Raw genomic sequence first — 24790 nt, forward strand, 5'->3', positions numbered from 1 at the left:
GACGAGCGGCTGCCGGCCCTGGGACGACCCACTACTTAGGTGATCCTAATGAGAAGTGTGAGCCAGGTTATGCGATTGTCGAGACATGAAACTCGATCATGTGTCATTCGCCAGCGAACCAGACGGGTACAAAGCCACTGCCGAGCGGATCTCGGAGAAGCTCGGTGTGGTTCCCTACGACGGTGGTGTGCATCCTCGATTCGGTACCAGAAATCTGATCTTCCCTCTCGCGAACGGTCATTACCTCGAAGTCGTCGAAGCCTTGGAGCACCCGGCCGCGTTGTCAACACCCTTCGGCCAGGCAGTGCGAGCTCGTTCCGAGCTCGGCGGCGGCTGGATGGGATGGTGCGTTTCGGTCGATGACCTCGCCGGAGTGGAAACTCGTCTCGAACGCAAAGCCGTCGACGGAAACCGCACCCCGGAATCAGGCCTGGAACTCAAGTGGCTACAGATCGGAATCAAGGGGCTCATCGCCGACCCTCAGCTTCCGTTCTTCATCAAGTGGGCGGCCGACTCGTCTCAGCATCCTTCGTCCTACAAGACCAATGGCGATGTCGCTCTCGACACCCTGCAGATCGCCGGGGATCGTGACCGACTCCGCGACTGGTTGGGAACCCAGGATCCCAAGCCCATCCCGGAGATCCACATCGACTGGTCGGCGCCGCACGGCACCCCCGGCATCATGTCGATCAGCTTCGACACCGCCAAGAACGGCCTCGTCACCATCTGAGACGCCGTAGGCCGGAACGTTCGGCGCTGTTCGGCATTCGCCGGGCAGAATTGATTCGCCGGCGGAGCCAGACAGCTGGGCTCAGACGACTGACGTCGCACAGCGTAGAGGGCAGCACACCGATTCGGTGTGCTGCCCTCATTTCATACGAGGAGCCCGGTCCACAGTGTCTCCCCCGTCGATGACAACCTCGGACGGTTTCATGCCAAGCTGCTTGGCGATCCGCGAAGATGCCTCGTGATCTGGATGGATGTGAGCAATCACCTGCTCGACTCCGCGGGTGCGAAGGCGGTTGGTGAGATGTAGAGCGGCCCGACCTGCGTACCCGAGCCCCTGCCACGGGCGGCCGATCACCCAGGAGATCTCCGCGGATCGCTGATCGGCCGGGAGGGTCGCCTGGACGAAACCGACAGCTTGCTGGTCATCCCCGAGCGTGACGATGTCATTGAGCCACACCTCGGTCCGGTCGGCAGGCCCACCGCGAGTCTGAATGCCATAGAGCCTCTTGAGGTCAGCTTCGCTGGGCGGTTGCCCGCCTGTGTACCGGTAGAGGTCAGGATGTGAGAGAACGACCGCCATCTCGGCGGCGTCTCCGACACACAGAGGACGGAGGGTGACGGCCTCGTTCATCATGCCAGCCAACCATCTCCCTCCGAGGCGAGCAAGAGGCGCCTATACGTCCTCTGCACACCGTGACTCAATGGGGATCCGCCCCCAAGAGGGGATGGTGATAGCTGTAGCTGCATCGCCCTACGCCACCGGTTCACGCTTAAGTGGACGTTTTGGGCTGAATACAATCGGAATTGTCAGCCCAAAACGTCCACTTAAGCTGGAGTGGCCGCGGAGTCAGACCTCCGCGGAGCCCTCTGTGAGGTCTTCGGCACCCTCTGCTGCCTTTTTCTTGCGCATGTGCGCGGCCGTTGCCATGGCACCGCCTGCGGCAAGCAGGCCGGCACCTCCGCCGAGCAGCGGCAGAGTGCTGTCGTTGCCGGTCCGCGGCAGGTCACCGCCGCCACCGGAACCCGAACCGCCGGAGCCGGATCCGCCGTTCGACCCGGCATCACTTGCGCCCGCTGCTCCGGCCGCCGCAGCTGCATCCTTCGCACCGTCCTGGGAGCCGCTCGTCGAGCCCTCGGACGAGGAACTGCCGTCGCCGCCATCGGACGAGTCGCCGTCAGACCCGTCGGACGAGCCGTCCTCGTTGCCTTCGGTGTCTGCGTCCTTCGGGTCCTCGTTCGGAGGGTCGGTTGGGTCCTCTGTCGGAGGGTCGGTGGGCTCTTCGCCGCTGCCCTTGATCACCTGGACCACTGTCGGTCGGGGAAGCGCTGCCACGCCCTTGTCGACATCTGTGGTGTCGACATAGTCGGGGAACCGCGAGTGCTGATCCGACCATTCGCCGTCCTCACCTGGGTGCTGCACAGCCACGAACGCCGAGTTGTAGGAGTCGTGGACGAGCGGTCCGCAGACTTCACCTTCACGCGGGACGGAGAGGAACTGCTCGACGCGTCCGCGCTCCTCACCTTCGATGGTGACCTTGAACAGACCGTCGCAGTAGCCGATGCCATCGGGTGCACCATCCGTGGAGATCCACAGGTTGCCTGCCGAGTCGAACGTGACATTGTCGGGGCAGGAGATCGGTGAGACCTGGTCTTCGGGGAAGCCTGAGAAGTAGGTCGTGTCGCCTTGCTTCGGGTCACCGCACACCAGCAGCAGAGTCCAGTCGAACTCGGTGCCGGTGTGGTCACCGTTGCGTTCGGTCAGTTCGACGATGTGTCCGTCGCGGTTCTCGCTGCGCGGGTTCGCCTCATCGGCGACGGCCTTGCCGTCAACGCCACGATCCGAATTGTTTGTGCACGCAACGTAGATCTTTCCGTTGACTGGGTTGGGCTCGACGTCCTCACAACGGTCCATCTTCGTCGGACCGACCTTGTCCGCCGCCAGTCGAGTGTTGACCAGCACCTCTTCAATGGCCATTCCCGAGACCTGCGACTTGCCGTCCTTGATCAGCGGCAGCCACTGCCCGCTGCCATCGAACTCGCCGTCGGCCGGAACGTCACCGCTGCCGTCGATCTCGCCCTTCGGGGAGTTGCCCGTGAACTTCGCTACGAACAGATCGCCCTCGGTCAGCAGGGTCATGTTGTGGGGCAGGTCGCCTTCGATGTACTTGCCCTTGGACACGAACTTGTAGAGGTAGTCGAACTTCTCATCGTCGCCCATGTAGGCAACGGCCTGACCCGAATCGGCGATCGTGATGTTGGCGCCCTCGTGCTTGAGGCGGCCCAGGTTGGTGTGCTTGAGCGGTGTCGATTCGGGGTCGCGCGGGTCGACTTCGACGATCCAGCCGAATCGGTTGGCTTCGTTGGCGTAGCCGGAGTTGTTCGTGTCGAAGCGCTGCAGGTCTTCTTCCCAGCCATTGGCCGAGGCCTCGTTGCTCAGACCGTAGCGTTTGTCGGCCGCCGAGGTGCCCTGCGCTTTGAAGTAGGAGTTGAAGTTCTCCTCGCCGGAGACCAGTGTGCCCCACGGAGTCAGGCCTCCCGAGCAGTTGCCCAGGGTTCCCTGAGCCTTGTCGCCGTTGGGGTAGTCCCTGGTGCGGAGCAGGTCGGAGCCGGCTGCCGGCCCAGTGAATTCGTATTCGGTATCGATGAGGAAGCGGCGGTTGTTGGCGCCGTTGACGTCGACCTTCCACGGGGTCTTCTCATTGGTCCGGACCAGTTCCGCAACAGTCAGCCCGTGTGCATCGCGGCTGATGGCGCGCTGGGTGGCCTTGTCCATACTGTCGGGGTACATGATCGCGTCGTTCGTGTACTCCTGGTTGGCGAACAGCAGGGCACGGTTGCCGTCGCCGTTCTCGTCGACCTGGATTTCGAGGAAGTCGTTGTTGTACCCGAACTGACGTCGCTGCGATTCGACGCTCTGGTTCTCGGGGTCGAACTTCGGAGCGTCCGGAAACAGAGGGTCACCCCAGCGCACGACGGGGTGCCACGAGTACCCCTCGGGGACGATGAACTTGTCGACCTCGTGCTGGACCGGGTCGATCGCGGTGAAGTCGAGGCTGCTTCCTGTGCCTGCTGCTGCGGCCGCGGCTGCACGTGTGGTCGGACTCGGTCCGGTCGTGACTGCGATGGCCAGTGCTCCTGCCGCCGACGCCCCCAGCACTGCCCTGCGGGACAGCTGCGCCCCGACGATGTCGCGGAAGTAGCTGTTGGACGAGGTGTTGCAGATCGCCTTGGTGCACGCGTTGTCGCATTTGAGCGCACATGTGACGGGGCTGCGCTTGCCTCGGACGTGTCCGGCCATGGGCAGAAGTTCACGTAGGGGTGCCATCGGTTCGGTTGTCTCCTTGGATCGGGTCTGTCGGCCCTGCCTCGCGAAACGGAGTCGGGCTCATCAGTTCGAGACTTTCAGGGTCAGTTGGACCCAGAACTACCGTTGTATGAACTGCGCGTGAACCCGTTCAGCCGATGTCGACGAGGGTGAGGATTCCCGGTGCCAGGAAGCCCACGGCGTCGATGATGAAATGTGCCCACACCAGCGGCATCAGCCTGCCTCGGCGCATGAAGTACCACCCGAAGATGATGCCCATGGCGACGTTGCCGATGAATGGCCCGATGCCCTGGTACAGGTGGTAGCTGGCACGGAGGACTGCCAGACTGATGATGATCGGCCACATCCCGCAGCCCAGGCGCTGGAGCCGTTCGGCCCCGAAGCCGAAGATGATGACCTCTTCGACGATGCCGTTCTTCGCCGCGGCCAGAATGAGCACGGGAATAGTCCACCAATGATCGCCGAGGTTGGCCGGCTGGACCTCGGCAGTGATCCCCAGTGCCCTGCCGCCCGCGTAGACGGCCAGAGTGCCGATGCCGATGATGGTGAAGATGAGCGTTCCGCGCCCGAGGTCTTTCCCCCTCTGGCCGTTCACGCCCAGCCGTGTGCTCAGGGGCGGGGCATTCGAGTCGCGAGTCAGCAGGTAGAGGGCCAAGAGCACTGGTACGAGGGTGAACCCGATGTCGAGGATCTGGTAGACGAGGTCGAATCCGGGTCGCGGCGACATCGAGGTGTTGAGCTTCGCTTGGGCGTCGCTGATCGGACCGCGGGTGGTGATGTCTGCTAAGCGCACGATCGCATAGACCGCCGATTGGCCCAGCGAGAGTGCCGCAACGAGACCGAGCTCGAACCACAGGCGCTTCTTCTCCTGCGGTTCGAGCTCGTTTCTCATGGATCCCACTGTAGTGGGCGAGGACTCAGTGCCTCGGTTCCTCGTCCGTGTCGGGGCGACCGCCGGTGGCCACTGACCCCGCATCTGCGGTGGTCTCCGTCTGCGTGCCTGAGCGAGCACGATCCGTCGTATCCGAACGCTGCGCAGCCCTCGCCTCGGCGACGTCGAGGACCTGGCCGCGGGCCATGTTCTTCACGTGCTTCTTCTCTCCGCGACGTTCCTTCGCTCCTTCGAGGAGGAGGTAGAGGACAGGCACGAGGATGAGCGTGAGCAGGGTCGAGCTGACGAGACCGCCGATGACGACGATCGCCAGCGGCTTCGAGATGAACACTCCCCCACCCGTCAGTCCCAGGGCCATCGGTATAAGCGCGAAGATCGTCGCTGCCGCGGTCATAAGGATCGGACGATAACGCAGTCTGGCACCGTGGACGATCGCCGCTCGCAGATCAACGCCTCGAGCTCTGAAGTGGTTGATCAGGTCGATGAGAACGATCGCGTTGGTGACCACGATGCCGATGAGCATGAGCAGACCGATCATCGAGGTCAGGCCTAGCGGAGTATCGGTCAGCAGTGACAGCGCGATGGATCCGGTGGCCGCGAACGGGATCGAGACCAGCAGGATCAACGGCTGCAGCAGCGACTTGAACGTGGCGACCATGATGACGAACACGATGAGGATCGCGGCGAGCATGGCCAGGCCCAGCTGGGAGAACGCTTCGTTCTGCTCCTGCGTGGCACCACCGGTGTCAACGCTGACCGAGTCGGGGATGTCGACCTCGTTCAGTGCTGACTGCACATCGGCGGACACGGTTCCCAGGTCGTCACCGGCAGGGGTCACAGAGACCGTGGTCGAACGCTGCGAGTCCGTGTGACGGATCGTCGGTGCGGTCTTGACCTCTTTCACCTCGGCGACGTCACTGAGATCGATGAACCGGGGCTCAGATGTCGGTGCTGGAGCGCCTGCCATGGCGCCGGGGTCACCAGCGGCACCGGCGTCGCCACCGGCTGCACCACCAGCACCGGCTCCGCCGCCAGCACCCGTGCCGCCTTCTGCTCCTCCGGCCTCTCCGGCCCCGCCCGCAGCACCGGCACCACCGTCAGCTGCTCCTGCAGCACCAGCACCGCCGTCTGCAGCACCGGCAGCGCCACCGGCTGGAGCCGTCTCCTTCGGCTTGCCAGGGATCTTGAGGTCGCGCAGTTCGTCGACCGTGTCGGCGTTGCGGTCGAAGAGGAGCACCGAATGCGACACGTTGTCGATGACGACCTCACCGATGTTCTGGCCATGCATCGCCCGCTGCACGTACTGGCCGATGGTGGCCTCCGTGAGATTCTCCTTCGCGGCCTTCTCATGATCGACCTTGACCTCGATGACAGGCTGGACGGCTTCGAGGTCGCTGGTCACCGACTGGGTGCCGGAGACGCCTTCGAGCTTGTCCGTGACTGCCTTCGTCGCATCGTCGAGCTCTTCGGCATCCGAGGCAGAGAGGGTGACGTCGATGGTCTGGGCACCGGGCATCGAACTCTGGCTCTGAACCTCGACCTGTCCGACATCCTTCAGACCATCGAATTCCTTCTGCAGCTGTGAGGAGATCGACTGAGCGGAGACGCCTTCCTTCGAGTTCACCGTGTAGGTGCCAGTGGTTGAGGCATCGTCGGTGAATCCGAAGGTCGATCCACCGATTGAGAGCTGATAGGACTCGACGTCGCTGTTGTCCTTGAGGATCTTCTCAACCGGCTCGGCCTGCTTCGAGGCCTCATCGAGGTCGGTGCCGGGGTCGAATGTCTGCGAGACCTGCAGGCTGTCCTGACCGGCGTCGCCGAAGAGTTCGGTCTTCAGCTGCGGAATCATCGCTCCTGTACCAGCAAGGAGGAGGATCGCGACCAGGATCATCGCGACCGGGTGTTTGGTGGAGAACGAGATGACCGGCATATAGGTCTTCTGCAGCCGTGTCACCGGAGAGTGCATGCCCGCGAGCTCGTCGACCTCGCCCGCTTCTTCCGCGGTGTCGCCATAGCGTGGCCCCGCCGAGGTGGCGGCAGCACTCGCAGTCGTGGACTCGGTGCCGGGCTCGTCATGGCGTCCGGCGGTGAGGATGTCCTGTTTCTTCGACACTTTCTTCGCGGCTTTGCTCTCGCTTCTCCATTCGGAGAGCATGCCCTTGCGGTTACGGCGGATCTCCTTCTTCTCCGCGCGAGTGAGTTTGACCTTCGCCTCACGCTGCCTCAGGAACCAGTAGGCGAGGACGGGCACGATCGTCAGCGCCACGAACAGACTCGAGAGGAGTGCGATGGTGGCTGTCAGGGCGAAGGGTCGGAACATCTCTCCGGTCTGGCCGGAGACGAAGGCCAGCGGCAGGAATACGGCGACGGTCGTCAGCGTGGAGGCGGTGATGGCCCCGGAGACTTCGGAGACTGCGGCGAGGATATTCGCGAACTTCTCACCACCTGAGGCGTGCCGTCGTCGGATCGCCTCGATGACGACGATCGAATCGTCGACGACGCGTCCGACGGAGATCGTCAGAGCACCCAGGGTCAGCATGTTCAGGGTCTCACCGCCCATCCACAGACCGACCATGGCGATGAGCAGCGAGAGCGGAATCGAGATCGCCGTGATGATCGTGGCGCGCACCGAGAGCAGGAACACGAGGATGACGAGGACTGCGAAGAACAGTCCCAATCCGCCTTCGACGAGCAGATCGTGGATCGACTGCTCGATGAATGGCGCCTGGTCGAAGGCGGAGACGAACTCCGTGTTCTCCCCCATCGACTTCTCAAGATCGGGCAGCTTCTGGGCCACAGCATCGGAGACATCAACGGTGTTGGCGTCGGATTCCTTCATGATCGACACCGACAGCGAAGGCTGTCCGTTGGTGCGCGAGATCGATTCCACGGGCTGGTTCTCGATCGTGACGTCGGCGACGTCTGCGAGCTTGATCGGGTCGTCCTTGCCGCTGATGACGAGATCCTTGATGGCATCCACTGAGCGGATGCGGGTGCCGACCTCGACCGGTGCGGTGCCCTCATCGCTCTTCAGCTCGCCCGCCGAGGTGGGGATTCCGTTGGACTGGAGGATCCCGGCGATCTCGTCGAGGTTGGCTCCCTCGTCCTCGAGGTCGTCACGCCGGATGGTGACCTCAACCTGCTTGGTCTTCGCACCGGCGATCATGACCTGGGAGACGCCGTCGATCTTCTTCAGTTCAGGTTCGGCGATGTCGTTGAGGTTGGCAGCGAGTTTGTCCTCGTCCGCGTCCGAGGTCACGGACAGGGCGAGGACGGGGATGTCATCGGTTCCGGCCGTGTTCACGGTGGGTTCGACACCGTCTGGCAGAGTGGCCTGAACCTGTGAGACGGCACGCTGGAGGGACTTGACGACATCGTCGGAGTCCTCACCGTACTCGGTGCTCACGGTGATCGAGGAGCTGCCGGCCGAGGAGGTCGAGGTCATGTCCTCAACCTCAGGCAGGGCCGTCAGCGCACCTTCGAGAGGATCGGTGACCTCTTGTTCGACGGCTTCGGGAGTCGCCCCCTCATACGAGGCGGTGACCGTGGCCTGCGGGTTCTCGAGGGAGGGGAACAGTTCCTGCTTGAGAGCTCCCGCTCCGATGATGCCGAAGATGATAGCGACGACGGAGATGAGCGCAATGAGTGCGCGGTTCTTCAGGCTCAAACGGGTCAGAAAACTCACGTGGTGACTCTCTTGTCGGTGACGCATGCGCAGGGATCGCCTGCAGGGGGTGGTGCTCCGTGAACCAATACTAGTGATTCACACTATCCAAATCACGTGAGCAGACCCTGAGCGCCCGGGCACTGCCGAGCTCAGCTCAGATCGTCCTCAATCCGCTCGTTCTGCTCCGCTTGACGCACCACCCGCGGCCGAGTCTCACGACCGGTGATCCAGTACGCTGCGGCCAGGATGCCGAGGACACCCGTGAGCATGAATGCCCAGGAGTAGTCGAAGTGGTCGACGACGACACCGGCGATGATGGGGCCGAGGATTGCTCCCGCGTCGAGGGCCATCTGGTACTTCGCCAGGACGCGACCGCCCTTGCGATCACGTCCGATGACATCGGCAACGGTGGCCTGCTGGGCGGGATTGGCCAGCCCTGAGCCGATTCCGGCGATGACCGAGAGGACGAAGAACAACCAGATCGAGTCGGTGAAGGCCAGCGCCGAGGTGGTCACGCCGAGGACGAGCAGTCCCCATTGGATGAAGGGTTTGCGTCCATAGGTGTCTGCGTATCTGCCGACGACGGTGACCGCGGAGGCATTGCCGATCGCGAACATCGTCAGCGCCAGGCCGGCGACGGCGGTGTCGGCCTTGAGCGCTTGGATGGCGAAGAGCGGGTAGATGGCCACACGGATGCCCATGGCCGACCAGCCTTGGACGAAGGCAGAGATCAGGGCGGCGCGGTAGGCAGAGTCGCCCCACGCCTGCTTGAACGTCATCACCTCCATCTGGGTCTCGTCCTTCGTTGCTTCCAGGCGAGCGCGCCCGAGCTTGGTCGAGGAGCCCTCTGAGGCAGTGGAGGCGAGGAAGATGCGAACGACGATGGCTGCGATGAGGAGCCCGACGGCGTAGATGATGAACGGGATGCGCATGCCCCATCCGGCCATTGCTCCGCCGAGGACGGGGCCGGCGATGTTGCCGACGAGGAAGGCCGTGGCATAGGTGCTCGAGGCCTTGGCGCGTGCGTCGATCGGGGCCAGCCGGATGATCAGGGCCATCGCTGAGACGGTGAACATCGTTGAGCCGATGCCTCCCAGACCGCGGAAGATCAGCAGCTGCCAGTAGTTCTGGGCGAAGGCGACGGCTGCGGTGGAGGCGGCGACGATGAGGAGACCGGAGATGTAGATGCGGCGTTCGCCGAAGGCGTCGACGAGGCGCCCGGAGGACGGTGAGAACACGAACCGGAAGAAGGCGAAGGAGGAGACCACGATCGTGGCGGCGGTGACGCCGAAGTTGAAGCTCGCCGCGAACTGCGGAAGCACGGGGGCGATGATGCCGTAGCCAAGAGCCACGATGAAGGCCGCCGCGACGAGGACGTAGATCTCCTTGGGGAGTCGGCGCGAGGCGGCAGTCGACTCTGCCTGTTCGTCGTCGTGGTTCGTCGAGTTGTCGTGGTTCGTCGAGTTGTCGTTGTTCGTCACAGGGTATCGAGGAATTGTTCGGGATCCGGCAGTGGTCGGGTGCTGTTCGCCATGCGCTGTCGGTAGCGTTCGGGGACCGCTCCGATGTAGAGCCAACCCATGAGCAGTTCCTTGTCCTTGAGTCGGTGGAGTCTGCGCACTGCCGGTTCGTTCGTGAGGTTTCCGCTGCGCCACATGACGCCCCAACCTGCCTGCCACAGAGCGAGTTCGAGCAGGTGACCTGCTCCGGCCGCTGTGGCGTGCTGTTCCCATTCGGGGACCTTAGGGTTGTCCCGCGGTGCGGCTACGAGTGCCAGGAGGAGTTCCGCCCGCAGCGGCTTTTCGTTGATCTCACCGGATTTCCTGTGCACTCCTCCCGCTTCGTCGAGGGCCTTACCGAGGCGGATCCTGTCGTCACCGCGGATGATGATGAACCGCCAGGGCTTGAGCCCCTTGTGATCGGCGACCGAGGAGACTGCGTGGATGAGTTCACGCAAGTCAGAGTCGTTCGGGGTCTCCGGGTCGAGTTTTGAGATCGAACGTCGGGTGGAGATCGCGTGCAGGACGGGGTCGGCGACGATGTCGATGGAGCTCGGCACAGAGTAGTCTGGGCCGCGCCGGTTCGCGAGGCGGGCCGTTGTCGATTGCGCAGCATCTTCGCCTGTCTCCGAGTTCGCTGTCGGTTGGTCCGAGTCGGCTGGCTGGCCTGCCAGCTTCTTCGCCCAGGGGCCGGTTTCACCGTCGAGGAAATGTGCCCGTGCCCGCTCCTTGGATACGATGCCGCGGGTATCGTTCACTCTCGACTGCTTCTTCTTCGCCGCCTTCTTCGACGAACTGTCAGACTTCTTCTTCGAGTCCTTGTGCTTCGACAATCAGCTCACCCAATCCGCAAATGCCTCCCGTGCATGGGACAGCTTCGGATCAATGATGACACGGCAGTACCCGTTGTTCCGGTTCTCGGTGTAGAAGTCCTGGTGGACGGCCTCGGCGGTATGGAAGACGCCGAGGGGCTCAAGGGTGGTGACGATCGGAGCGTCGAAGAGCTCCTGTGCCTCGGCGATGGCGGCTTCGAAACGTGCCTTCTCATCCTCGTCGGCATAGAACATGGAAGACCGGTACTGGGTGCCCACATCGTAGCCCTGAGCGTTCAGGCTGGTGGGATCGTGTCCGGTGAAGAAGAGCCCCAGGATGACGCTTTCGGGAACGATGTCCGGGTCGAACGTGACCTGCAGCGCTTCGGCGTGACCGGAGGCCCCCGAGCAGACTTCACGGTAGTGCGGGTGCGGTGTGTAGCCCCCGGTGTATCCGGAGATGACCGAGGTGACTCCTGTGGTGCGCTGGTAGACGGCGTCGAGGCACCAGAAGCAGCCAGCACCCAGGGTCAAGGTACGAAGTTCACTCATATTCGGTACAACGATGCTGTGCTCAGGTTATTCCCGGTCGGTGCGGAACGTCAGGTCAGCAGGGTTTGGCCACACGGTTCCGAGGGCCGTTTCATCTTCGTCGTCTGTGATCTCAATTCTGCTCTGGTATCCGGCCTCTTCCGAGTGCTCCTCGAGTCCATTCGGGTGGAGTGTTCCTGGACCCGTGCCGGAGGGAAGATCCTCGGAGAACAACAGGGACTCGGCTGGGAACGGTTCGTCGAAGGTGATGCGGCGCAGGCACCCTGCGCTGATCTCGAGACGGAGTTCAAGCCCGTTGTGGACCGCGCTGACAGGATAGGTCTGTGTCGCAGGGATCGTGGTGTCTTCCGCAGTCGCCGGATAGACGTCGATGAAGCTGAAATCGACGTCAGTGAGCAGTTCGGCCAGTTGCCGGTCATCGAGCACGATCGGGCTCTCACCGGGATGGTGTCTGCGCGGATAGGAGACGTCGACGAAGAATCGAGCCGAGTCGAACTGCCGGCGGACGGTTTCCGCCGAGCGCTGGGACAACGGATGAGGCTGGTCCAGCAGACGATGCACACATTCGCGGATTTGGTCCGGGAGTCCGACCTCGACAGGTGCGAAATCGATCTCATCGACATCGGACTGGACCTCGAATCTGTCGATGACAGCAGCGCAGACTGCCACCAGCGATCCGCTGGCCGCGGCGCCCAGCCCGCGCCCCAGTCCGGCAGGCAGTCGCGCGTCAATGGCATCGGCGATGTTCTGAGTCGGATTCCACAGAGTCCAGCTGATCACTCCGGAGGCCGCCGCCGTGGTGGCGTTGAGGAACGCCTGTACCTTCGCCGCCTCATCCTCCTCGGCAGATTCGTTCACGGTCGAATACCGTGCCGGTATCCCGGCGTCTGCGCCGAAAGCGCCGAACAGCTCACCGGGGTCGAACTCGTCGCCGATCCGTCCGGCGAATGCCAGCGTGCCGGAGAGCCAGGTCAGACCGGTCGAGGCGATGGCGTTTGCAAGCCTGGCTGCCGGTTCGTGTTCTTGGGCGAAGTCACGACGGCGGACGAGCGCGAGGGCGCCCGTTCCCGCGGCCGCGATGATGCGGGTGAGCCGGCGATGGCGTTCGGGAATATCGGGAAGACGCATGGAAGCAATTGTCACATGAGCATGCCGCTGGGCAGGGTGAACCCGAGCTCGGCGGCGGCTTTCTGCGTGGACGGCTGGCTCCAGAACCTCGCGACCGAAGTGTTCGTCGACAGAGATCGCATCTCTGCCTTGTCCAGGAACATGATGCCGTCGAGGTGATCGGTCTCGTGGGCGACGATGCGTGCCGACCAACCGGAGACCACCTCGGCGATGGGCGCGCCCTTGAGGTCCTGGCCTCTCAGGTCGATCTCACGGGGACGGGCGACGACCGCTTGGTAGCCGGGGATCGACAGGCAACCTTCGAAGAACGCGACGTCCTCGGAGGTGGCAGGGGTGTAGCCGGCATTGAGGACGACGCGCAGGGGCATCGGGGTCCGCTGCCGCACCTCGGCGGTCTCAGGGTCGAGACTTCCGGGGTCTTCGGCCACGAACATCGACAGACCGATGCCCACCTGCGGACCAGCCAATCCCACACCTGGGGCGGCGAGCATGGTTGCCCGCATCACCTCAGCGAGTTGGGCCAGTTCCGCATCATCGACCTGCCCGTCGAAGGGGCGGGTGGTCGAGCGGAGGATCGGGTCGCCGGCCTCGACGATCGGGGCCACTCCCCCGCCTGCCTCTGCCGCGTCGAGCACGGAGCGGATTTGGGCGGCGATGAGCGCATCGGCATCATTCATGGTCAGGGACCTTTCGACCGGCTCACACGTCCCGGGCGACGATGAGCTCGGCGTGTTTGAGTAAGGGTGCGTCGATCATCTTGCCTTCGTAGGCGAACGCGCCCTTCTCGGTCTTCCCGAGTTCGAGCACGGCCTTCGCCCAGGTCAGCTGCTCCTCACTTGGGCGGAACGCATCGCGGACGACGGGAACGTGGCTGGGGTGGATGGAGACCTTGCCGCTGAAGCCGGACTGCACGGCGTCTTCGGCTTCCTCTCCCAGGCCGTCGAGGTCGGGGATGTTCGCCCAGATCGAGTCGAGGGCGAATCTTCCGTGTGCACTGGCGGCCAGCAGGGTCGAATTGCGCACGTGTTTGGCAACATCGCGGTAGCCGCCGTCGGCAGTGCGCGACGACCCTCCGCCGAGGTCGGCGATGAGGTCCTCGGATCCCCACATGAGTGCGTAGGCGTTGGGTGCGGCGGCGATCTCGGCGACGTTGACGGCGCCCAGGGCCGTCTCGATCAGTGCGATGACCTGGTAGTCACCGAGGACCGTAAGGTCGGAGGCGTGCTCACACTTCGGCAGCATGACAGCCGTGTACTCGGTCTTGGCGAGCATCGCGAGATCCTCGCCGAGGTGCTCCGAATCCCGGGCATTGATGCGGACCACCGTGCGGGTCGGATCAAGCGGATAGTCGATGATCGCTTCGCGTGCGGTGGGCTTGTCGGCGTCGTTGACCGCGTCCTCGAGGTCGAGGATGACGATGTCGGAGCGTTCGGCTGCCTTCGTATAGCGGTCGGGGCGGTCGCCGGGGACGAAGAGCCAGGCGGGTTTGAAGTCCAATGCCATGGTGGTGCTCACTTTCCGGTTTCGGGCTGGGTGTTCTTCTCGCCTGCTTCGTCGGCGTGGCTGGAGTCGAACATCATGGTCTGGCGCACGGCCTTGGCGACGAGGGTTCCGTCCTGGTTGTAGCCGCGGTGCTCCAAGGTCACGATGCCCTGGCCGGGCCGGGACTTCGAGTTGCGCTTGTCGAGGATCGTCGTCTCCGCATACAGGGTGTCGCCGTGGAAGAGCGGAGCGGGGAAGGAGACCTCGGAGAAGCCGAGATTGCCCACGATCGTGCCCTGAGTCAGCTGCGTGACCGACAGGCCGATGAGGGTGGAGAGGGTGAACATCGAGTTGACGAGGCGCTGTCCGAAGGGCTCGGTCGCCGCGAAGGCTGCATCAAGGTGAAGGGCCTGCGTGTTCATGGTCACGGCGGTGAACCAGGTGTTGTCCGCCTCGGTGATGGTCCGGCCCGGCGCGTGCTTGTAGATCGCGCCGACTTCCATCTCGTCTAGCCACAGACCTCGTTGTTCGATGACTTTCTGCTCACTCATGCGTCACTCCTCTGTGTCACTGCTGATCGCCGTGTGTCACTGACCACTTGTCGTGATTTGAGCTTATCGCCTGGGCCCGAACAGCAGGTAACCCGGGTGCTCACGATGAGTCGCCCGGGCTATCTGATTGCAGTGTGGACAATCGTGGTGTTGTGAGTTGTCGCGTGTTCAGCTGGTCAGCTCTCCTTCGAGGACATTGAACGCCGAGCTCCAGCCGTCGTAGGCGCTGGCGTCGGAGCCCGAATCATTCGGAATTCCTGTCAACGCGAACGTCATCCGCGTGGAATTCTCGTCGATCTCATCGAATTCGATGCTCACCCGGGGTGCATCATCGACGTCTCCCGGGCTGCCCCAGGTGAAATCCAATCGCCGAGGTGGCTCGATGTGGAGGTATCTGCCGGCAGTCGGAAATTCCATGTCGGTGCCCACGATCTGCATCGTGTACGTATAGAGACCACCGACGCGCAGATCGGCACTAACCGATTCGCGGGGCGTGACCAGGGTTTCCGGATGCATCCACTGAGCCATGACATCGGGGCTGGTCCAGGCATCCCAGACCCGTTCGCGTGGTGCTGCGAAGTCGCGGACGATGGTGAAGCCCGGCGCCCCAGTCGTTTCTGCTGTGCTGTCGGCGGACATGCTGTTCTGATTCATGATGGTTCTCCTCCTTGAGTCGATCACTTCTTCTCGGCCAGAACCTGGTCGAGGTTGTCGAACCGCTGTTCCCAGTCCTCGCGTGCCGACAGCAGCCAGTCTGTGGCGGTAGTCAGTCGGTCGGTATTGAGATGTACGATCCGTGTCTGTGCGCTCTTGGTCCTGGTGATCAACCCAGCATCCTCGAGCACCTTGAGATGCTGCGACACTGCCGACCTGCTGATGGTCAGCGGTTCGGCCAACTCTCCTGCACTGAGGTCCCCTGCTCGCAGGCGGTCGATCATCGCCCGCCGAGTCGGGTCAGCCAAAGCACCGAACAGCGAACTCAGATTCATTTCAGCATCTCCTTAATTAAGTAATTACTACACTACAGCGTGGGGCGCCGGTGTCAAGGGCCTTCTGCGAAACCGGATCGGACGCGTCGACCCGCTAGGCTGGTGGCATCGGCTCAACGACTATCTTCAGGAGAGACATGGACCGCGACTCGATCGAATGCTGGTTGACCGACATGGACGGTGTCCTAGTCAGGGAGAACAATCCGCTACCTGGCGCGGCCGAGCTCCTCGCACAGTGGCGACAGGCAGACATCCCCTACCTCGTGCTGACGAACAATTCGATCTACACCGCTCGGGACCTCTCTGCCCGACTCCGGTCGAACGGCCTCGACGTTCCCGAATCGAAGATCTGGACCTCCGCGATGGCCACTGCCGACTTCCTGTCCAACCAGGTCGAGCACGGCACCGCCTACGTCGTCGGCGAGGCGGGACTGACCACGGCGATCCACGAGGCCGGGTTCATCATGACCGAGAAGGATCCGGACTTCGTCGTCGTCGGCGAGACCCATTCCTATTCCTTCGAGGCGATCACCAAGGCGATCCGCCTCATCGACGGCGGTTCACGCTTCATCGTGACCAACCCCGATGCCACCGGCCCCAGCCCCGAGGGCGTCCTCCCTGCCACCGGCGCCATCGCCGCGCTGATCACGAAGGCCACGAACCGAGACCCCTACGTCGTGGGCAAACCCAATCCCATGATGTTCAGATCCGCACTCAACCAGATCGGCGCTCACTCGATGAGCACCGCGATGATCGGCGACCGGATGGACACAGACATCATCGCGGGCATGGAAGCGGGCATGCATACGGTTCTCGTCCTCTCGGGGATCTCCACCGCCGAGGATGTGCGCCGTTTCCCATTCCGCCCCAATGAGATCGTCAACGGAGTTCACGATCTCCTCGACGTTCCTCTCGATCAGCGAGGGACGCTGGGACCAGACGTCACCGGCTCCGCCTGAGACCATTCCGCGTCGCCGCATGACGCCCCGCCTCGAGCATCCTTACTGCAGGGCCGAGGTCAACCTCATCGCGGATTCCATGTAACGCCTGATCAGCGGGCGCTTCTCCCACTCCTCCAGGGTGAGCTCCCGACTGGCCTGCTGGTAGCCGGCGACCACCTCGGCGATGTCACCAACGAGGTCTCCTCCGGTCGTCAGCAGGCTGATCTCGTAGTTGAGACCGAAGGACCGCATGTCCATATTCGATGACCCCATCACCGCGTACTTGTCATCGACGACGAAGCACTTCGTATGCAGCACCTGCGGCTTCGGGTACAGGAAGATCCGCACCCCGGCCTCCAGCAGAGAGCGGTAGTAGGAGGATTGGGCGCGCTCAACCATGTACTGGTCGGCCTGCTCGCTGACGTAGAGTTCGACATCGACTCCCCGGTGGGCCGCTGTGGTCACGGCCGAGAGCAGGGATTCGTCGGGCACGAAGTACGGGCTGACGATCGCCAGCCGTTCCTGCGCGAGATACATCATCGAGGTGAACACCTTGAGGTTGGGTTCTGTTTTGAACCCGGGGCCCGAGGGGATGAGCTGCATGGCACTGGTCGCACCGCCGACATCCGGCTCGTCCCCGTCGCGTTCATAGGGTCTGATGCCCAGCGCCTCACCGCATTCGGAGTACCAGTCGGTGGAGAACACAGCCTCGACCGCGGCCACGATCGGACCGCTGAGTTCGACCATGATGTCGCGCCAGTGCCGGCCGATCTCAATGTTCTTCTTCTGCAGGTAACTCGAGTCGATCATGTTCTGCGACCCCATCATCGCTTTGATTCCGTCGACGACGAGGAGCTTGCGGTGATTGCGCAGATCGATGCGCCTGGCCTTTCCCCGCCACGGGATGAAGGGCAGCATGAGGTGCCATTCGATGCCGACCTTGGTCAGGCGTCTGCCCAGCCGGTGGAAGCCCGGGTACTTGCGTGAGCCGATGTGATCGAAGAGCACCTTGACCTGCACTCCGCGGGCGGCCGCGCGCTCAAGTGCTTGGAAGAAGACATCGGTCGTGGAGTCCCAGGCCATGATGTAGATCTCGACGTGCGCGTATTCACGAGCGCCATCAACGAGCTCGGCCATTCGGCCGATGCTGGTCTCGTAGTCCGAGATCACGCCATGACTGTTCCCCGTGACCATGGGCAGCGCCGTGAGTGAGCGCCCGAGCGAGGCAACCGACACGAAGTCCCGTGGTGCGTCCAGAGACGGCGGCACATCGGGCAGTTCATCGGCGCCTTCGTGCATGAGTTCATTTGCGTCGGCTTGGATCCGCGCCCGACGCTGGTTGATATAGGGACTGCCGAGCATGAGGAACAGCGGGATCCCGACGATCGGGAGGAACAGGATCAGCAGCAGCCAGGCCGATGAGGACGAGGGCCTGCGGTTTTCGGGAACAACGCCGATGGCGATGATCTTCACCGCGTATTCGATGACGATCAGACTCACAGTCAGAACCGATGTGATGACACTGTAGTCCAACTCTTGCCTCCTGGTCCTCAGCTGTTCGGCGGGTGTCTGTTCAACCTTATCCGGGACCGATGACAAACACCGCCCGCCGAGGTGGCCCTGCACTTCCGTAGGGAAGTATCGAGCCGCCTCGGCGGGCGGTGTGATTGCGGCTGAGCTCAGATTCCGAGTTCGCGGGCGATGAGCATGAGTTGGACCTCGGTCGTGCCTTCGCCGACTTCGAGGATCTTCGAGTCACGGTAGTGGCGGGCGACGAGGTATTCGTTCATGAAGCCGTACCCGCCGTGGATCTGCGTGGCGTCGCGGGCGTTGTCCATCGCGGCCTCACCGGCAACCATCTTCGCAATCGCGGCTTCCTTCTTGAAGGGAAGTCCTGCCATCATGCGCGATGCCGCGAGGTAGTACGCGGAACGGGCTGCGACGACGCGGGCCTCCATCCGGGCGATCTTGAAGGAGATCCCCTGGAAGTCGGAGATCGGCTTGCCGAAGGCCTGACGCTCCTTCGCGTACTTCACGGATTCGTCGACACAGCCTTGGGCGGCACCGACGGACAGTGCGCCCACGGCGATTCGGCCCTCGTCGAGGATGCGCAGGAAGTTAGCGTAGCCGCGCCCCCGTTCGCCGAGCAGGTTGGCTTCGGGCACCTGCACGTTGTCGAAGGTCAGCGGGTGCGTGTCCGATGAGTTCCAGCCGACCTTGTCATAGGCGGGCTCGGCAGTGAAGCCGGGGGTGCCCGTCGGGATCATGATCGTCGAGATCTCGGGGACCTCGCGGCCGGAGCCGGAGGTTCGGGTTCCGGTCACGGCGGTGGCTGTGACCAGACGGGTGATGTCGGTGCCCGAGTTCGTGATGAAGCACTTTCCACCGTCGACCGTCCAGGTGCCGTTCTCCAGGGTGGCCTTGGTCCGCGTGCCGCCGGCGTCGGATCCTGCTTCCGGTTCGGTCAGGCCGAAGGCGGCCAGCCCGGAGGCATCGGTGAGTTTGGGCAGCCATTCGCGCTTCTGCTCCTCGGTGCCGAAGCGGTAGATCGGCATTGCCCCCAGGGAGACACCGGCCTCCAGCGTGATGGCCAGCGACTGGTTGACGCGGGCGATCTCCTCGATGGCAAGTGTCAGCGCGAAGTAGTCCCCGCCCATCCCGCCGTACTCTTCATCGAAGGGCAGCCCGAAGAGGCCCATCTGCCCCATCTTCTTCACGAGTTCGTAGGGGAACTCGTGCTTGGCATCGAGTTCAGCCGACACTGGCGCGACCTCTTCGTCGGCGAACTTCGCGACGCCGGCTCGCAGGTCCTCGTATTCTTCGGGCAGCATGCCCGGAACGAAAGCTGTCATGATTTCCTCCCCGCTGTATGCGTGGTCAGTGAGTTTCTGATGGTCAGTTGCTTGCTGCGGCGGCTTCGTCGACGACGGTGGCGAGCACCTCGTCGAGGCCGACCTGGACGCCCTGGACTGCGGTGACGGTGACGATTCCCGTGGCCGGTGCGGTGAGCACGTGCTCCATCTTCATCGCCTCGACGACGACTATCGGATCGCCCTGATCGACGTGGTCTCCGGACTCCACTCGGACCTCGACGACGGATCCGGGCATCGGGGCAAGCACCTCGGCGCCGTCGAGCCCCGGAGTCAGCGACGTATCGGCCTGGGGACGGGTGAACGTGTAGACGCCCTGGTCGCTGCTGACCCAGATGCTTCGATCGCGAGCATCGGAGAACACGCGGGCCGTGTGCTGCACACCGTCGATCGTCAGGTGCCAGAGGCCGCTGTCATCGACGGAGACATCGCCGACGTGTGATTCGACTTCGGCGACGTCTCCCCCAGAGCTCAGGACCACGGTGGGACGGAAGTCCGGACGTGAGGTCCGCCAGGCAGATGGCTTCCCCCACGCCGAGGCGGTCGCGGAGTTATGCGGCAGCTGTGCTACCGTGATCGCTCCGGTCAGTTCGGTTCCGGCCTTGCCCCCGGTGACGAGCACGGCCGCAGCGGCAAGCTGACGGTCAGTCTCGCCCGGTGCATGCGCGAGCTGGTCATCACTGAGGTTGTCGATGAGTGAGGTGTCGAGATCGCCGGAGACCACTGCGTCGAGGTTGATGAGCGTGCGCAGGAAGTCGATGTTCGTGACGATCCCCGGTACCGCCGAGGCGGCGAGTGCGGCATCGAGGCGCGCTATGGCTGACGCCCGATCCGGGGCGTGGACGATGAGTTTGGCGATCATCGGGTCGTAGTCCGAGGCGATCGTCTGCCCGGCTTCGAGTCCGGCATCAACACGGATGCCCTCGCCTTCGGGGAAGACGACGTCGAGGGCCCGACCGCCGGTGGGCAGGAATCCGCGCGAGGGGTCCTCTGCGTAGATGCGCGCCTCGATCGAATGACCGGTCATCGTGATGTCGTCCTGGCTCAGTGTCAGCTCTTCACCTGCTCCGACGCGCAGCTGGAGTTCGACGAGATCGACGCCTGTGACCTCTTCGGTCACCGGATGCTCGACCTGCAGCCGGGTGTTCATCTCCATGAAGAAGAACTCTTCGGGGCGGTCGGCACCGACGATGAACTCGACCGTGCCTGCCCCGCGGTATCCCACGGACTTCGCGGTCTCACAGGCTGCTTGGCCGATCCGTGCCCGGGTTGCCTCGTCGAGCAGTGCCGAAGGAGCTTCCTCGATGACCTTCTGGTGGCGGCGCTGCAGGGAGCACTCGCGTTCGCCGAGGTGGATGACATTGCCGTGCGCATCGGCCATCACCTGGACCTCGATGTGACGCGGGGTCGCGACGAGGCGTTCGAGGAACAGCGTGTCGTCGCCGAAGGAACTCGCGGCCTCACGGCGGGCGGTGTCCAGTGCTGCGGACAGTTCGGAGGGCTCGAAGACCGCGTGCATGCCCTTGCCGCCGCCACCGGCGGAGGGTTTGATGAGCACCGGGAAGCCGATGTCGTCGGCCGCGGCGACCAGCGATTCGTTGGACATGGCGGCGTCCTTGGTGCCGGGCACCAAAGGAACTCCACGCTGGGAGACGGCGTTCTTCGCGGTGATTTTGTCGCCCATGGTGCGGATGGCTTCGGCACCGGGGCCCAGGAAGACGATTCCTGCGGTGTCACAGGCGGCAGAGAAGTCAGCGTTCTCCGACAGGAATCCGTAGCCGGGGTGGATCGCCTCGGCGCCGGTGGCCTTCGCCGCGGCGATGACCTTGTCGATGCGCAGGTATGACTCGGAGGCCTGGGCGGGGCCCAGGTGCACGGCGGTGTCGGCGGCCTTGACGTGGGCGGCGTGGGCATCGGCGTCGGAGTAGACGGCGACCGTTCTGATGCCCAGTCGGCGGCAGGTGCGCATGACGCGCAGCGCGATTTCGCCGCGGTTGGCGATGAGTACGGTATTGAACATGGATGAGCTCACATTCTGAAAACGCCGTAGCCGCTGGCATTCAGCGGGCGTTCCATGGGTCCGAAACGGGCGAGTTCGAGTGCCAGGGACAGCACCTGGCGAGTGTCGGTGGGTTCGATGATTCCGTCGTCCCAGAGGCGGGCCGTCGAGTAGTACGGGTTGCCCTGAGCTTCGTACTGATCGCGGACCGGCTGCTTGAACGTGTCTTCCTCGTCGGCGCTCCAGGTTTCGCCACGGCCTTCGATCTGGTCGCGTTTGACCGTTGAGAGCACGCTGGCGGCCTGTTCGCCGCCCATGACGGAGATGCGGGCGTTGGGCCACATCCACAGGAAGCGAGGTGAGTAGGCGCGACCGCACATCGAGTAGTTGCCGGCGCCGAAGGAGCCGCCGATGACGACGGTGAACTTGGGCACGCGGGCGGTGGCGACGGCGTTGACCATCTTCGCTCCGTGCTTGGCGATGCCGCCGGCTTCGTAGTCGCGGCCGACCATGAAGCCCGAGATGTTCTGCAGGAAGATCAGCGGCACGCTGCGCTGGTCGCAGAGTTCGATGAAGTGGGCGCCCTTCTGCGCGGACTCGCCGAAGAGAATGCCGTTGTTCGCAACGATTCCCACTGGGTGTCCATCGAGGTGGGCGAAGCCGGCGATGAGGCTGGTGCCGTATTCGGCCTTGAATTCGTGGAACTCGGAGGCGTCGACGAGGCGGGCGATGACCTCGTGGACATCGTAGGGAGTCCTCGAATCGACGGGCACCACCGAGGTGAGCTCCTCGGGAGAGTGCAGCGGTTCCCGAGCTTCGACGACGTCCCAGTTGGCTTGGGGTTTCGGCCCCAGTGTGGAGACGACGTCGCGCATGATCTCCAGGGCGTGGGAGTCATTGGCCGCGAGGTGATCGGTGACTCCGGAGACGCGTGAGTGGAGTGCTCCGCCGCCGAGGTCCTCTGCGCTGACTTCCTCGCCTGTTGCGGCCTTGACCAGGGGTGGGCCGCCGAGGAAGATTGTGCCCTGTTCGCTCACGATGATCGACTCATCGGCCATGGCGGGAACGTAGGCGCCTCCGGCGGTGCAGGAGCCCAGCACCGCTGCCAGCTGCGGGATGCCTGCTGCCGAGAGTGTGGCCTGGTTGAAGAAGATGCGGCCGAAGTGCTCACGGTCGGGGAAGACATCGTCCTGGTTGGGCAGGTTGGCGCCTCCCGAGTCGACGAGGTAGATGCAGGGAAGACTGTTCTCCTTCGCGATCTCCTGGGCGCGCAGGTGCTTCTTCACCGTGACGGGATAGTAGGTCCCGCCCTTGGCTGTGGCGTCGTTGGCGACGATGATGCACTCGCGTCCGTTGACGCGGCCGATGCCTGTGATGACGCCCGCTCCGGGACTGGCATCGTCGTACATGTCGTTGGCTGCCAGGGGCGAGAGTTCGAGGAACGCTGTGCCCGGGTCGAGGAGATTCTCGACGCGCTCGCGTGGAAGCAGCTTGCCGCGGTCGATGTGGCGTTGCCTGGATTTTTCGGGTCCGCCCAGGGCCGTGGCCCGGATCCGTTCCCGGAGTTCAGCGATGAGTTCGGCATGAGCATCGGCGTTCGCCTGCCCCGTTGCCGGACTGACCGCAGTTCCCACTGCTCTCATTCCACTCCCCATTTCAGTTAATACTTGTTAACTGACTGCTATGATACTGCTCAAAGGCCATTGTGACAATGCGCACGATCGAGCAGACTTCGAGCCGGGTGCGAACGAGGGAGATGAGGTGACTGATATGGAGTCGAAGGCATCCGCGAGCTCAACGACGGCAGGGTCGGGATCCGTGAGGACCACCCGCGCGGCGGCGAAGGCCGCGCGTCGTGAGCAGCTTCTTTCGGTGGCGAAGACCCTATACGCTCAGCACGGTTTCCACGGGGTCCGCCTCGATGATCTGGGCAAGGGTGCCGGGATCTCCGCCCCGGCGGTCTATCGCCATTTCGAGTCGAAGGAAGCGGTCCTCGAGGAGCTGCTCGTCGGAATCTCCGAGTATCTGAACTCGGGCGGGGACGCGATCATCGCCCGTCATGAGAACGACGGGGCCGCCTCGGCGCTGGTCGAGCTCATCGACTTCCATGTCGCCTTCGCCATGAGTGAGCCCGAGCTCATTCGGATTCAGGATCGTGACCTCGCGGCACTTCCCGAATCCTCACGGCGCACGGTCCGTCGCCTGCAGAGAAGCTATGTCAGCCACTGGGCTGAGGTCGTGGCTCGGGCCAACCCGGATTGGTCGATCGATGCCGCGACGGTGCGTGTGCACGCGGTCTTCGGCATGATCAATTCGACCCCGTACCAGGCCAGGCGTTCAAGCGCCGAGGTGGTCGGGGTCGAATTGCGCGCCGCGGCATGCGCGGCGCTGGGTATCGCCTGATGTCGCTCAGGGAACGATGACGAGCTTTCCTCGTGTGTGCCCGGTGGCACTGGCCTTGAAGGCCTCGGGCACCTGGTCGAGACCGTAGGTGTCGGCGACTTCGACCGTGAGCTCGCCCGAGTCGACGAGTTCGGCCACTCGCGCGGTCTGCGAGCCGTAGGGGCGCACCCAGATGTAGCGTCCTCCGTGTTCGGCCACCGAAGGGTCTGCGACGGAGGCATGCGCTCCGCCGTCCTTCAGTACCGCGAGGGTGGTTTCGAGCATTTCTCCGACGAAGTCGACGACCCCGTCGATCGGGCCGCCCGCGATCTCGAGAACACGATCTCTGAGTCCGTCCCCGTAGGTGACTGGTTCGGCGCCGAGAGTGCGCAGGTAGTCATGATTGGCTTCCGACGCGGTGCCGATGACTCGGGCGCCGAAGTCCTTCGCGATCTGCACGGCGAAGCTGCCCACTCCCCCGGATGCCCCGTGGACGAGTACGGTCTTTCCGTTGATGTCGCCCAGCGCCTCGAGGGTGCGCAGAGCGGTGCCGCCGGCCAGTGGCAGTCCGCCAGCCTGTTCCCAGCTCAGGCTCTTCGGCTTGGCGGTGACCGCGTGCACGGGCACCGCGACCTTCTCGGCGAAGGTGCCCGCGCCGAGCACATCCTTGCGGGCGTAGGCAATGACCTCATCGCCGATGGAGAATTCCGGAGTGTCGAAACCGAGTCCGATGACGACTCCGGCGACGTCCCATCCTGGGGTGACGGGGAACTGGACGGGCATGATGGCGTCGAGGTGACCGCCGACGAGTTTCCAGTCGACCGGGTTCACACCCGCTGCATGCACCTCGATGAGCACGGATGCCGGCGGGACTTTCGGGTCATCGACGTCACGGACCGTGATGTCGTCGAAGTCATCGGTGTACTGGTCGTAGACTGCTGCACGCATAACGGCGGCCTTCCGGTAGTCATC

General features: G+C 63.7%; 21 protein-coding genes. 3 read left to right on the forward strand and 18 right to left on the reverse strand.

Annotation, left to right across the window (positions count from 1 at the left end; translation table 11 throughout):
• The first annotated feature begins 85 nt into the window (after positions 1 to 85).
• A complete protein-coding gene (locus tag HX613_RS05765) occupies positions 86 to 730 on the forward strand; it encodes a VOC family protein (protein WP_235344454.1) in 645 nt (214 codons plus the stop codon).
• A 138-nt stretch (positions 731 to 868) separates the two neighbouring features.
• Here the strand turns inward: HX613_RS05765 and HX613_RS05770 are convergent, their stop codons facing one another.
• The 13 genes from HX613_RS05770 to HX613_RS05830 all read right to left on the reverse strand — a co-directional run bounded on the left by HX613_RS05770 (position 869) and on the right by HX613_RS05830 (position 15626).
• Positions 869 to 1363, reverse strand: coding sequence for a GNAT family N-acetyltransferase (locus tag HX613_RS05770; protein ID WP_235344455.1), 495 nt, complete (start codon positions 1361 to 1363; stop codon positions 869 to 871).
• Positions 1364 to 1576: 213 nt separating this feature from the next.
• Entirely contained in the window at positions 1577 to 4054 is a 2478-nt protein-coding gene (locus HX613_RS05775; RefSeq protein ID WP_235344456.1) for a PhoX family protein, read from the reverse strand.
• Positions 4055 to 4184: 130 nt separating this feature from the next.
• Complete coding sequence (locus HX613_RS05780) at positions 4185 to 4946, reverse strand: CPBP family intramembrane glutamic endopeptidase (protein ID WP_235344457.1); 762 nt, start codon at positions 4944 to 4946, stop codon at positions 4185 to 4187.
• Positions 4947 to 4971: 25 nt separating this feature from the next.
• Positions 4972 to 8631 (reverse strand): efflux RND transporter permease subunit, encoded by a 3660-nt coding sequence (locus HX613_RS05785; protein WP_235344458.1) that lies wholly within the window; start codon positions 8629 to 8631, stop codon positions 4972 to 4974.
• A gap of 131 nt (positions 8632 to 8762) precedes the next feature.
• Positions 8763 to 10094 carry an MFS transporter gene (locus HX613_RS05790; protein ID WP_235344459.1) on the reverse strand — a complete coding sequence of 444 codons (1332 nt, stop codon included), beginning with the start codon at positions 10092 to 10094 and terminating at the stop codon, positions 8763 to 8765.
• The gene (locus HX613_RS05795) at positions 10091 to 10945 is read right to left on the reverse strand and encodes a nitroreductase family protein (protein WP_235344460.1); all 855 of its coding nucleotides are present in this window, start codon (positions 10943 to 10945) and stop codon (positions 10091 to 10093) included. Before HX613_RS05795 ends, HX613_RS05790 begins: the two co-directional genes overlap by 4 nt.
• A complete protein-coding gene (gene msrA, locus HX613_RS05800; protein WP_235344461.1) occupies positions 10946 to 11476 on the reverse strand; it encodes a peptide-methionine (S)-S-oxide reductase MsrA in 531 nt (176 codons plus the stop codon).
• Between the two features lie 27 nt (positions 11477 to 11503).
• Positions 11504 to 12604: a hypothetical protein gene (locus tag HX613_RS05805; RefSeq protein ID WP_235344462.1), complete on the reverse strand. Its 1101-nt coding sequence runs from the start codon at positions 12602 to 12604 to the stop codon at positions 11504 to 11506.
• Positions 12605 to 12615: 11 nt separating this feature from the next.
• A complete protein-coding gene (locus HX613_RS05810; protein WP_235344463.1) occupies positions 12616 to 13281 on the reverse strand; it encodes a peptide deformylase in 666 nt (221 codons plus the stop codon).
• A 22-nt stretch (positions 13282 to 13303) separates the two neighbouring features.
• Entirely contained in the window at positions 13304 to 14107 is an 804-nt protein-coding gene (locus HX613_RS05815) for an HpcH/HpaI aldolase/citrate lyase family protein (RefSeq protein WP_235344553.1), read from the reverse strand.
• Positions 14108 to 14115: 8 nt separating this feature from the next.
• The gene (locus HX613_RS05820; protein WP_235344464.1) at positions 14116 to 14637 is read right to left on the reverse strand and encodes a MaoC family dehydratase; all 522 of its coding nucleotides are present in this window, start codon (positions 14635 to 14637) and stop codon (positions 14116 to 14118) included.
• A 168-nt stretch (positions 14638 to 14805) separates the two neighbouring features.
• Positions 14806 to 15291: an SRPBCC family protein gene (locus HX613_RS05825; RefSeq protein ID WP_235344465.1), complete on the reverse strand. Its 486-nt coding sequence runs from the start codon at positions 15289 to 15291 to the stop codon at positions 14806 to 14808.
• 23 nt (positions 15292 to 15314) lie between these two features.
• Positions 15315 to 15626: an ArsR/SmtB family transcription factor gene (locus tag HX613_RS05830; protein ID WP_235344466.1), complete on the reverse strand. Its 312-nt coding sequence runs from the start codon at positions 15624 to 15626 to the stop codon at positions 15315 to 15317.
• A 137-nt stretch (positions 15627 to 15763) separates the two neighbouring features.
• Here HX613_RS05830 and HX613_RS05835 point away from each other — a divergent pair, with 137 nt between their 5' ends.
• A complete protein-coding gene (locus HX613_RS05835) occupies positions 15764 to 16585 on the forward strand; it encodes an HAD-IIA family hydrolase (protein ID WP_235344467.1) in 822 nt (273 codons plus the stop codon).
• A gap of 42 nt (positions 16586 to 16627) precedes the next feature.
• Here HX613_RS05835 and cls read toward each other — a convergent pair whose 3' ends face one another.
• The 4 genes from cls to HX613_RS05855 all read right to left on the reverse strand — a co-directional run bounded on the left by cls (position 16628) and on the right by HX613_RS05855 (position 23079).
• Positions 16628 to 18100 carry a cardiolipin synthase gene (cls, locus tag HX613_RS05840; RefSeq protein ID WP_235344468.1) on the reverse strand — a complete coding sequence of 491 codons (1473 nt, stop codon included), beginning with the start codon at positions 18098 to 18100 and terminating at the stop codon, positions 16628 to 16630.
• Positions 18101 to 18246: 146 nt separating this feature from the next.
• Positions 18247 to 19419, reverse strand: a complete 1173-nt coding sequence (locus tag HX613_RS05845) for an acyl-CoA dehydrogenase family protein (protein ID WP_235344469.1) — start codon at positions 19417 to 19419, stop codon at positions 18247 to 18249.
• 43 nt (positions 19420 to 19462) lie between these two features.
• Positions 19463 to 21457 (reverse strand): acetyl/propionyl/methylcrotonyl-CoA carboxylase subunit alpha, encoded by a 1995-nt coding sequence (locus tag HX613_RS05850; RefSeq protein WP_235344470.1) that lies wholly within the window; start codon positions 21455 to 21457, stop codon positions 19463 to 19465.
• 8 nt (positions 21458 to 21465) lie between these two features.
• Positions 21466 to 23079 (reverse strand): carboxyl transferase domain-containing protein, encoded by a 1614-nt coding sequence (locus HX613_RS05855; protein ID WP_235344471.1) that lies wholly within the window; start codon positions 23077 to 23079, stop codon positions 21466 to 21468.
• 127 nt (positions 23080 to 23206) lie between these two features.
• Between HX613_RS05855 and HX613_RS05860 the strand changes: the two genes are divergently transcribed.
• On the forward strand, positions 23207 to 23839 hold the full coding sequence (locus tag HX613_RS05860) for a TetR/AcrR family transcriptional regulator (RefSeq protein WP_235344554.1): 633 nt from the start codon (positions 23207 to 23209) through the stop codon (positions 23837 to 23839).
• 6 nt (positions 23840 to 23845) lie between these two features.
• Here the strand turns inward: HX613_RS05860 and HX613_RS05865 are convergent, their stop codons facing one another.
• The gene (locus tag HX613_RS05865; protein ID WP_235344472.1) at positions 23846 to 24766 is read right to left on the reverse strand and encodes an NADP-dependent oxidoreductase; all 921 of its coding nucleotides are present in this window, start codon (positions 24764 to 24766) and stop codon (positions 23846 to 23848) included.
• Positions 24767 to 24790 lie beyond the last annotated feature (24 nt).

Origin of the sequence: Brevibacterium sp. UCMA 11754, from assembly GCF_021532275.1 — a bacterium.
GTDB lineage: Bacteria > Actinomycetota > Actinomycetes > Actinomycetales > Brevibacteriaceae > Brevibacterium.